At 70.6% G+C, this 4,373-nt stretch carries 5 protein-coding genes; 3 read left to right on the top strand and 2 right to left on the bottom strand.

Annotated features, from left to right (window positions below; genetic code table 11):
- Window positions 1-46 precede the first annotated feature (46 nt).
- Window positions 47-1,291, bottom strand: a complete 1,245-nt coding sequence (gene glgC, locus WML84_RS13240) for a glucose-1-phosphate adenylyltransferase (protein ID WP_347346610.1) — start codon at window positions 1,289-1,291, stop codon at window positions 47-49.
- Window positions 1,292-1,337: 46 nt separating this feature from the next.
- Here glgC and glgA point away from each other — a divergent pair, with 46 nt between their 5' ends.
- The 3 genes from glgA to WML84_RS13225 all read left to right on the top strand — a co-directional run bounded on the left by glgA (window position 1,338) and on the right by WML84_RS13225 (window position 3,764).
- The gene (glgA, locus tag WML84_RS13235; RefSeq protein WP_347346609.1) at window positions 1,338-2,531 is read left to right on the top strand and encodes a glycogen synthase; all 1,194 of its coding nucleotides are present in this window, start codon (window positions 1,338-1,340) and stop codon (window positions 2,529-2,531) included.
- A 74-nt stretch (window positions 2,532-2,605) separates the two neighbouring features.
- Window positions 2,606-3,385 carry an ABC transporter ATP-binding protein gene (locus tag WML84_RS13230; protein WP_347346608.1) on the top strand — a complete coding sequence of 260 codons (780 nt, stop codon included), beginning with the start codon at window positions 2,606-2,608 and terminating at the stop codon, window positions 3,383-3,385.
- Window positions 3,386-3,512: 127 nt separating this feature from the next.
- Window positions 3,513-3,764, top strand: a complete 252-nt coding sequence (locus tag WML84_RS13225) for a type B 50S ribosomal protein L31 (RefSeq protein WP_347346607.1) — start codon at window positions 3,513-3,515, stop codon at window positions 3,762-3,764.
- An 82-nt stretch (window positions 3,765-3,846) separates the two neighbouring features.
- Here the strand turns inward: WML84_RS13225 and WML84_RS13220 are convergent.
- The coding region (locus WML84_RS13220) for an exonuclease domain-containing protein (RefSeq protein WP_347346606.1) at window positions 3,847-4,373 on the bottom strand (527 nt) is incomplete at its 5' end.

The raw sequence follows: 4,373 nt of genomic DNA, 5'->3' as shown, positions 1-4,373 counted from the left end.
GAGGAAGGACGCGGCGGGCACCCCACCACGCTAGCGTGCGTGCGCGTCAGCGCCCGACGCGGAGGCCCTTGCCGACGACCGTGATGCCCGTGTCGGTGACCGTGAAGCCGCGCTCGCGGTCGTGCGCGTGGTCGACGCCGACCATCGCGCCCGGCTCGAGGACGACGTTCTTGTCGAGGATCGCGCGGTGCACGCGCGCCCCCGCGCCCACGTCGACGTGGTCGAACAGCACCGAGTCGGTGATGGTCGAGCCGCCTCCGGCGAGCGTCCACGGACCCACCACGCTGCGCTCGAGGTGCGTGCCCGAGAGCACCGAGCCGAGCGAGACGATCGAGTCGATCGCGTTGCCCATGCGTCCGACGCTGTCGCGCACGAACTTCGCCGGCGGCGAGTTCACGGCCTGCGAGTAGATCGGCCAGTCCATGTTGTAGAGGTTGAACACGGGCAGGGCCGAGATGAGGTCCATGTGGGCGTCGAAGAACGACTCGATCGTTCCCACGTCGCGCCAGTAGTCGCGGTCGCGCGCGGTCGAGCCGGGCACGTCGTTGCGCTTGAAGTCGTAGACTCCGGCCTCGCCGCGTCCCACGAAGTAGGGCACGATGTCGCCGCCCATGTCGTGCTTCGAGTCCTCGTTCTGGCCGTCGGTCTGCACGGCCTCGATGAGGGCGTCGGTGTCGAAGATGTAGTTGCCCATCGAGGCGAGCACCTCGTGCGGCGAGTCCGGCAGGCCGACCGGCTCCTGCGGCTTCTCGAGGAACTCGCGGATGCGGGTCGGGTCCTCGGGCTCGACGTCGATGACGCCGAACTGGTTCGCGAGCGAGATCGGCTGACGGATGCCGGCGACCGTCGCCCGCGCCCCCGACTCGATGTGCGCGTCGAGCATCTGCGTGAAGTCCATGCGGTACACGTGATCGGCGCCGATCACGACCACGATGTCGGGCTTCTCGTCGGTGATGAGGTTCAGCGACTGCAGGATCGCGTCGGCCGACCCCGAGAACCACCGCTTGCCGAGGCGCTGCTGGGCCGGCACCGACGCCACGTACGAGTTCAGCAGAGCCGACATGCGCCACGTCTGCGAGACGTGCCGGTCGAGGCTGTGGGACTTGTACTGGGTCAGGACGACGACCTGACGGAGCCCGGAGTTGATGAGGTTGGAGATGGCGAAGTCGATCAGTCGGTACTGACCCCCGAACGGGACGGCGGGCTTGGCGCGGTCTGCCGTCAGTGGCATGAGGCGCTTGCCCTCGCCGCCGGCGAGGATGATTCCGAAGACCTTCGGTGCTGCTGGCATGCCAACACACTATGCCCCCGCGAGCGGTCTGTACTAGCGTTCAGGCATGCGCGTCGACATTGTCACGAAGGAGTACCCGCCGGAGATCTACGGCGGTGCGGGAGTCCACGTCACGGAGCTGGTGAAGGCCCTCCGAGAAACGGTCGACGTGCACGTGCACGCGTTCGGAGCGGAGCGCGACGAGCCCGACACCGACTCGTACGGCGTGCCCGCCGAGCTCGCCGGAGCCAACGCCGCGATCAAGACTCTCGGCACGGATCTCGAGATCGTCGGCGGCGTCCAGGGCGCCGACGTCGTGCACAGCCACACCTGGTACGCGAACTTCGCCGGTCACCTGGCGTCGCTGCTCTACGGCATCCCGCACATCGTCACGGCGCACTCGCTGGAGCCGCTGCGGCCGTGGAAGGCCGAGCAGCTGGGCGGCGGCTACGCCGTGTCGAGCTACATCGAGAAGACCGCCTACGAGGGCGCCGCGGCCGTCGTCGCGGTGAGCGAGGGCATGCGCCAGGACATCCTGCGCAGCTACCCGGCGCTCGACCCGGAGCGCGTGAAGGTGATCTACAACGGCATCGACGTGGAGTCGTGGCGCCCCGTCGACGACCCCGAGTTCCTCGCCTCGATCGGCATGGACCCGAGCCGTCCGTCGGTCGCGTTCGTCGGCCGCATCACGCGCCAGAAGGGCCTGCCGTACTTCCTGCGCGCCGCCGAGCTGCTGCCGCCCGACGTGCAGCTGGTGCTGTGCGCGGGCGCGCCCGACACGCCCGAGATCATGGCCGAGGTGCAGGAGCTCGTCCGCGCGCTCCAGGAGGCCCGCGAGGGCGTCATCTGGATCGAGGAGTTCCTCCCTCGCGAGAAGCTGTGCGCGATCCTCACCGCCGCGACGACGTTCGTCTGCCCGTCGGTGTACGAGCCCCTCGGCATCGTCAACCTCGAGGCGATGGCGTGCGGCGCGGCGGTCGTGGGCACCAAGACCGGCGGCATCCCCGAGGTCGTGCTCGACGGCGTGACCGGCCGCATCGTGCCGATCGAGCAGGTGCAGGACGGCACCGGCACGCCGGTCGACCCGGACCGCTTCGTCGCCGACCTCGCGGCCGTGCTCACCGAGGTCGTGTCCGACCCCGAGAAGGCGCGCGCGTACGGCAAGGCGGGTCGCGAGCGCGCCGCGAACGACTTCAGCTGGAAGGCGATCGCGGATGCCACGACCGCCCTCTACGCGGAGGTCGCCGGCTCCGGCCGTTAGCACGTCGTCGCACGGGGGCGCGCCGGGAGCGGCGCCCCCCGGCGCGCACGCCCACCGACACTAGGCTGGAGATCATGTCGCAGGTGCTCGAGTTCGCCGACGTCGTCGTCCGTCGCAACGCCCGGAACATCATCGATCACATCGACTGGGTCGTCGACGACGACCAGCGGTGGGTCGTGCTCGGCCCGAACGGGGCGGGCAAGACCACGATCCTGCAGCTCGCCGCCACGCTCGTGCACCCCACGTCGGGCGCGGTCGACATCCTCGACGAGCGGCTCGGCCGCACCGACGTGTTCGAGCTGCGTCCGCGCATCGGCTTCGCGTCGTCGGCGATGGCGCGGCGCGTGCCGCCGGAGGAGACGGTGCTCAACGTCGTGCTGACGGCGGCGTTCTCGGTGCTGGGCCGTTGGCGCGAGGCGTACGAGGCCGTCGACGAGGAGCGCGCCCTCGAGGTGCTCTCCGAATGGCACCTCGAGCACCTCGCCGAGCGCACGTTCGGCACGCTCTCGGACGGCGAGCAGAAGCGCGTGCAGATCGCGCGCGCGGTGATGACCGACCCCGAGCTGCTGCTGCTCGACGAGCCGAGCGCGAGCCTCGACCTCGGCGCGCGCGAGGAGCTGCTGGGCCTCCTCGGCCGCTACGCCCAGTCGCCCACGACGCCGGCGATGGTCATGGTCACCCACCACGTCGAGGAGATCCCGATCGGCTTCACGCACGTGCTGCTGCTCAATGGCGGCCGGATCGTCGCACAGGGCCCGATCGCCGACACGCTCACGGCCGAGACGTTGACCGAGACGTTCGGGATGCCGGTGCTGCTCCGCGAGGAGGGCGGCCGCTTCGCGGCCCGCGCCTGACCGCGCGCCGCACCCGATTCCGCGCACGCCGCGAGGGCTGGTAGGATCGATCCTCGGTGCGTGTGCGTTGCACGGACACTGCAGACTTTTCCCGCCCGTCGAGGGCGCCACTCCCCGCGAGGAAGCCATGAAGACTGACATCCACCCCGACTACCAGGCCGTCGTGTTCCGCGACCTCGGCTCCGGCGAGACGTTCCTGACGCGTTCGACCGTGAGCAGCGACAAGACGATCGAGCTCGACGGCATGACCTACCCGGTCATCGACGTCGAGATCTCCTCGGCCTCGCACCCGTTCTACACGGGCAAGCAGCGCATCATGGACTCCGCCGGTCGCGTCGAGAAGTTCAACCAGCGCTTCAAGAACTTCGGCGCGCGCTGAGCCGCACCGCCGTCACGAGAGCCCCGCTTCGGCGGGGCTCTCGTCGTTCCGGCGGCCGGAGATCCCCACCGCCGACCGCGGGTCAGCGGATGGGCCAGTCGCCGTCAAGGCGGTCGCCCGGGTCGAGCCGGCCGATCTGCACGAAGTAGTCGGTGAGGCTCGCCGCCTGCGCGCGCGCCCACGCGATCTGCCGCGTGTGCAGCTCGGTCGCCGTCGGCGGCAGGCGCGTCGCGAAGCGCTGCGCGAGCGCCTGCGCCACGCGGCCCGCGGCGATCGCGTCGGCGGAGGCGTCGTGGGCGTCCTCGAGCGGCACGGCGTAGTGCGCGGCCACGACCGCGAGCGTCCGCTTGCCGGGCCGGTAGCGGTCGTACGCCTTGTCCATCACGAGCGGGTCGATGACCGGCGACGGATCGAGGAGGGGCGGGATGCCGTGGCGCACGGCCTCGTGCTTGAGCAGCGAGAAATCGAACGGCGCGTTGTAGGCGACGACCGGGATGCCGGCGGCGAACACGCTCCGGAGCGCCTCGACGACCTCTGCCACGACCTCGCGGGCCGGGCGCCCGGCGGCGCGCGCGTGCGCCGTCGTCACGCCGTGGATCGCCGTGGCGC

Source organism: Microbacterium sp. (genome assembly GCF_039812165.1).
In the GTDB taxonomy this organism is placed as follows: domain Bacteria; phylum Actinomycetota; class Actinomycetes; order Actinomycetales; family Microbacteriaceae; genus Microbacterium.
The sequence above is the reverse complement of the archived record's forward strand: the minus strand, read 5'-3'. Positions and strand labels throughout refer to the sequence as shown.

Bases quoted from the DNA above. Each gene is read 5' to 3' on its own strand.
- glgC (WP_347346610.1), bottom strand. From the start codon at position 1,291: ATGCCAGCAGCACCGAAGGTCTTCGGAATCATCCTCGCCGGCGGCGAG.
- glgA (WP_347346609.1), top strand. From the start codon at position 1,338: ATGCGCGTCGACATTGTCACGAAGGAGTACCCGCCGGAGATCTACGGC.
- WML84_RS13230 (WP_347346608.1), top strand. From the start codon at position 2,606: ATGTCGCAGGTGCTCGAGTTCGCCGACGTCGTCGTCCGTCGCAACGCC.
- WML84_RS13225 (WP_347346607.1), top strand. From the start codon at position 3,513: ATGAAGACTGACATCCACCCCGACTACCAGGCCGTCGTGTTCCGCGAC.